This is a genomic window from Actinomycetota bacterium (genome assembly GCA_030776725.1).
Lineage (GTDB): Bacteria > Actinomycetota > Nitriliruptoria > Nitriliruptorales > JAHWKO01 > JAHWKW01.
The window spans coordinates 1-5,325 of the sequence record JALYHG010000130.1 but is presented as its reverse complement, the minus strand read 5'-3'; the positions used below and the strand labels follow the sequence as shown (position 1 = coordinate 5,325).

3 protein-coding genes, 1 tRNA gene and 1 pseudogene are annotated in these 5,325 nt (G+C 67.1%); 1 reads left to right on the top strand and 4 read right to left on the bottom strand.

From position 1 onward, the window contains the following. Nucleotides 1-56 precede the first annotated feature (56 nt). Together M3N57_06110 and M3N57_06105 are read right to left on the bottom strand one after the other, a co-directional pair. Nucleotides 57-1,303: pseudogene (locus M3N57_06110) on the bottom strand (IS256 family transposase). 145 nt (nucleotides 1,304-1,448) lie between these two features. Further along, entirely contained in the window at nucleotides 1,449-1,664 is a 216-nt protein-coding gene (locus M3N57_06105) for a ribbon-helix-helix domain-containing protein (GenBank protein ID MDP9022267.1), read from the bottom strand. Nucleotides 1,665-2,289: 625 nt separating this feature from the next. Between M3N57_06105 and M3N57_06100 the strand changes: the two genes are divergently transcribed. Beyond that, complete coding sequence (locus M3N57_06100) at nucleotides 2,290-2,988, top strand: hypothetical protein (protein MDP9022266.1); 699 nt, start codon at nucleotides 2,290-2,292, stop codon at nucleotides 2,986-2,988. A gap of 498 nt (nucleotides 2,989-3,486) precedes the next feature. On the opposite strand, the gene M3N57_06095 is transcribed toward M3N57_06100, so the two are convergent. Next, complete coding sequence (locus M3N57_06095; GenBank protein ID MDP9022265.1) at nucleotides 3,487-4,116, bottom strand: site-specific integrase; 630 nt, start codon at nucleotides 4,114-4,116, stop codon at nucleotides 3,487-3,489. Between the two features lie 934 nt (nucleotides 4,117-5,050). Next, nucleotides 5,051-5,128: transfer RNA gene (locus tag M3N57_06090), tRNA-Met, on the bottom strand. Nucleotides 5,129-5,325 lie beyond the last annotated feature (197 nt).

Genomic DNA, 5,325 nt, shown 5'->3' with positions numbered 1-5,325 from the left:
GGTCGCGTCCCGCAAGTTGGTGTGGAAGACCACGTTGTCATCGCGGGTGTGACCGCTCAAGCGGTCGCGGTCTGTAGTTCTGGGAGGGCCTCCTTGTCGGTGTCAACGTCGATGACGGTGATGAGGGCTTCGTGGATGGTGGACTGGTTCATGTAGCGCCGTCCGACCTGCCACTCGTCGTGCTGTTCGGCCAGCACCGCACCGACGAGGCGGATCACCGAGCCGCGGTCGGGGAAGATGCCCACGACGTCGGTGCGGCGGCGGATTTCACGGTTGAGGCGTTCCTGGGGATTGTTGCTCCACGTGCGCTTCCAGGTGTCTTTGGGGTAGGAGGTGTAGGCCAGTACGTCGGTGGCGGCGTCACGCAGCATCGCCGCGGCGTCGGGGTAGGTCTCGTCGAGCTTGTCGATCACCCGGTCGAGCTGGTCCCACGCGTCGGTGGGACGTTGCTGGGCGAAAATCGTGCGCACCAGCGAGCCGACCATCGCCTGGTCGTGTCGGGGGATGCGGTCGAGCAGGTTGGCGGTGAAGTGGGTGCGACACCGTTGCCACTGCGCGCCGTCGAGCACCGCGGCGATTGCGTCTTTGAGCCCGCCGTGCGCGTCGGAGGTGACCAGCTGAACCCCGTGCAGCCCGCGGGCCACCAGATCACGCAGGAACGCCGTCCAGCCCGCTCCGGTCTCCGAGCTGCCCAGCTGCAACCCGACGATCTCGCGGCGTCCGTCGGCGTTGACCGCGGTGGCGATCAGCGCGCAAGTGTCACGATGCGCCCACCCTCGCGGATCTTCAGACTGAGCGCGTCAACCCACATGAACGGATACGGCCCGGCATCCAGCGGCCGCGTGCGCCAGGCGTCCACGATCTCGTCGAGGTCCTTGCAGATGCGCGACACCTGCGAGGACGAGATGCCCTCCACGCCCATCGCACGAGCAACGTCATCGACCCGGCGGGTCGACACCCCCTCGACGTAGGCCTGCATCACCACGCTGGCCAGCGCCTTCTCCGCCCGCCGACGCGGCTCGAGCAGCCACTGGGGGTAGTAGCTGCCCTGGCGCAGTTTCGGGATCCGAAGCGCCACCGTGCCCCCCCGGGTGTCCCACCGCCGATCGCGGTAGCCGTTTCGGTGCGTGGCACGCTGATCGGGGTTGCGCTCGCCGTAGCCGGCGCCGATCTGAGCGGTGACGTCCGCGTCCATCAGCGCTTGGGCCAGCACACGGATCCCTTCGCGCAGGAAGTCGATGTCCGCCTGGTCGTCGTCGACCTTGCGAACGAGCTCCAGTAGGTCAAACTGGTTGATGGCCACCGTGTTCTCCTCGCTGTTCGACACTTCGAGGATGACGCGGTGGTCTTCCTTCTTGCAGCCTCACGCTCCGTGAACACGGACGGTGTCACGCGCACCATCACCACGGCACGCTGAACGGCTACTTATCACACCACTTCCCGGGACACTATTCGGCCAGGCGCTCCAGAATCCGACGATTCTCATCGAGGTGTCGCTGGAGTCGCTCCTGGAACTCGGGGTCCTTACGTCGCTTCTCAAGTGCGTCCGAGATGGCCTCGCGAACGATCTGCGAGACGGGGACGCCTTCAACCTGGGCCACCGCCTCGAGTTCAGCGTGCTGGTCGGCGTCCTGGCGGATCGTGGTGACTCGGCGGTCTGGCATGGTCCCTCCTGATGGGTTGGACACCAAGCAGCATATCGAAACGATGTCTCGCGTACCACCATCACGCCTACAGCTTGATGTATGCTATATTCTCGCCTACGTGGAGAGGAGGTGAGGCCGATGGCCGACCGCCGTGCAGGCAAGGTTCCGCACGTCCCCGAGCAGGGAGGGGGCAAGCAGCCCCGAAGCCGCAATAAGACCGGGCAGTGGCGGAAGAAGCGCTCCGACGCGGGCAAGCCCCGCAAGAAGCGGTGACCCTGGACACGGCTGGAACGCCTTCGGTGCGCGACCGAGGGCGTTCCAGCCAAGAGCCTGGCTGAGACGGGTTCGCGCCCCGGCGCGCCGCTTGCTAAGGCCCGATTCACCGACAAACGGCAGGAGCACGCGAAATAGGACGTCACAGGGCCGTGCTCCTTTGGCGTCCGACGGATCCGGAGAACCGTCATGGCGAAGACGTACGCGAAGTCCGCGCAGACGGGCGAATCCGCCGTGGCCGCTGTCCACGGCCTTGTGGTCGACGCCGGTCACGTGTGGCATCCGCGAGGGCAGCAGGACTTAGCGCTACGGCAAGCGCAACTACCTCGACCTCACTGCTGTGTTCGCCGACCCACCGACGCTCACCGTCGTGCATGGACGAACCTCACTCGGCCACGTCCACGTCAAGAGCCTGCTCCGCCGCGACGATGACGACCAGGCCACCGTGCTCCTGATCGCGGGCCGGGACTGGACGATCGAGACCGTCGACTGGAAGCGGCGGGTCGTCCACGTACGCCCGACGTCGGGGCGGCGAGGGCGGCCGAGCTGGCTCGGCTCGGGTCCGGGCATCACGCTCGAGCTGGCGCAGGCCACGCGACGATCGTTGGCAGGACACGATCCGATCGGTGTCGAGTACAGCAAGCGAGCGGTCGTCGGTGTGGCGGAGCTTCGCGAGCGCTTCCGCTGGTTGGCCTCAGAACCGTCGACCGACGTGGTTACCGGCTCCGATGGTGTCAGCTGGTGGTGGACGTTCGCCGGGACGGACGCCACCGTCGAGCTGGCCCAGAGGCTCGTGGACCTCGCCCCGGTCACGGTCTCGAGTGGCCTGGCGCTGCGTCTCGCGGACGGCACGTCTGCAGAGCAGGTGCACGAAGCGCTAGACGCGTCGGAGGCTCCCACGGACCCTCCTGCCGAGGTCGGCGAAGCGTGGAAGTTCGCCGACTCACTTCCGTCCAGCCTTCTGGATCAACTCGTCAGTCGACGGCTCCGGGACCCAAGTGCTGTTCGGGACGCCGAGAGTCTGCCCGTACACGAGCATCGGCTACACACACCGTCACCGAAGCCATAGGACTGGATGTAGTCGGCCCGTCCGGCGGCACGCGCTGGTCAGTACTCGATCCTTGAGATCACGTCTCGCAAACGCTGCTCCTTCGCTCTTCGCTCAGGGAGCGGGAGCTCGTCCTCACGGCGGTTGTCGACGAGCCACACCCTGCCGGCTCGCTCGTTCACTGCGGTGCGGACTGACCAACCGAGGAGCCGTTCCAGCGTGCCGGCCTGCGGCGCGCCAAGAGTCTACGTCGACCGTCAAGGTGGAGATGTCTGCGACAGCGTGACCGTCACGCTGGAGATGGTCAGCCAGCTCCTCTGCCAGTCGTTCGACACGACGCTGCCTCAGCTCATCGCACTGTCGAGCCATCGCTGTCCCGCCCGTCGCCTTGTCCTACGAGCGTAAGCGAAAGGGCGTCCGCGTACCGGTGAGGTGAAATTGCAACGGCGCGTGATGGGTCGGCTGCGTTGAGCGAGATTTCATCTCACCCGGGTGGGACCGCCCAGAGCCCAGATCCAGTTATGCCATGGCGGTGACCCCGGCGGTGCCATCGTCATCGTCGTCATCGTCCGGCTGGGACAGGTCTGGAAGCAGGTTCCCGAAGGCATTCGCCGCCTCGCGCTGCATGCCGGGCACGACGTGCGCGTGCGTATCCAGCGTGAACGCCACCGAGTGGTGACCGAGACGCTCCGAGACAACCTTGACGTTGATGCCCTGGCGCAGCAGCAGGGTGGCGTGCGTGTGCCTGAGATCATGCATTCGGATCGAGGGCACGCCCGCATCCTCGCTGAGGAGGCGGAACCGCTCACTCATCCAGTCCGGGTTCAGCCAGACCCCGTCATCGCGGGTGAAGACCAGACCGTTGTCCGTCCAGTACTTGCCCGCTGGTCGACGGTCGTGTCCCTGTTGCGCTCGACGCTGCTGAAGCGCGGCGACCGTGCTGCGGTCGAGATCGATCGTTCGGATGCTGTAGCGGCTCTTGGGTTCCTCGATCCGTGGGTTGCCGTCGATACAGAGCAGGCTCTGGCGGACGGCGAGACGTCCGGCGTCGAGATCGAGGTCGCGCCACGGCAGACCGAGGGCTTCGCCGCGCCGCATGCCGGTCGAGGCGAGGAGTAGCCAGAGCGGGTACTGCTCGTCGTCGCGCACGTGCTGGAGGAACCGACCGAGCTCCTCGGCCGACCAGACCCGGATCGCCCGCCGCCTCGCCGCTGCGGCAGCATGAGCCGGGGGTGGATCCGCCGACTCAGCAGGGTTGCGCTGAACGAAGCCCCAACGCACCGCGTCCGACATGGCCTTGCGCAGTACGACGTGGGTCTCGCGGACCGACTTCAACGACAAGCCACCGGTCCGATCGACGCGGCCGTTCTCGAGTTAGGTCGGCGTACAGCCGGTTCAGGTGGGTCGGGTTGACCTCCTGGAGCCGGACGCCCCCGATGCGAGGCGCGATGCGGGTCTCGACGATCCGTCGGTAGCCGACCCACGTGGTGCGCCGCAGCTTCGGCGGCTTGACCGCCGCCAGCCACTGGTCGCGCAGTACTCGGTCAGGGTCATCGTGGTCGGCTCGAGGTAGCTGCCGGCCGCCAGCGCGGTCATCAGCTCCTGGAGCGCGACCTTCGCTTCCGCCTCGCTCTCGAAGCCGGTGCGTCGCTGCTGGCGACGCTTGCCATCACCGTCCTTGCCGACGTCGACGATGTATCCCCAGGACCAACTCGTCGAGCCGCAGCTCGCGCACTTCCTGTACTTCACCACGCGGTTGCAGACCGTGCAGCGCTTGAACGTGCTCCCCTTCATGATGCTCTCCTTCGGGTGTGCGCTCAGCGCATGAAGTGGGGTTCCGGCTGGGCCGGAACAGCGGTGTCGTGTGACACCCACCCGAGAAGGGGGGCCGAGTTGGACCACGCTGCGTGATCGAACCCGGCGAGCTACCTGTGGATAACGCGATCGCGTTCGACCCGTCGGAACGGGTCGCTCGTGTCTCGGTCACGTCTCTCGTGACTGCGTTGTGACCGCGTGACCACCCGGGGACGGACCCCCGGAAACGCGAAACCCCCGATATCGAGGAGATATCAGGGGTTCCGAGTGGTAGCGGGGGCAGGATTTGAACCTGCGACCTCCGGGTTATGAGCCCGGCGAGCTGACCGAACTGCTCCACCCCGCGTCGCGGCGACGACGGTACCCCCGCCCCGAGAACGCGGCAAACGCCCGCGCCCACGGACGGCTGCGCTGATGACTCAGCCGATCAGCCCGCCGGGCGACGGGACCTGCGCGTCGCCTGCCGACGCCACCCGCCCCGCCGAACCCCCCGCCGAGCACCCGCCCCGCGAACCCCCCGCCCAGCCCGAGCCCCCGCCGAAC

Excerpts from the sequence above, each read along its gene's own strand:
- M3N57_06105 (MDP9022267.1), bottom strand. The coding sequence starts at position 1,664 with ATGCCAGACCGCCGAGTCACCACGATCCGCCAGGACGCCGACCAGCAC.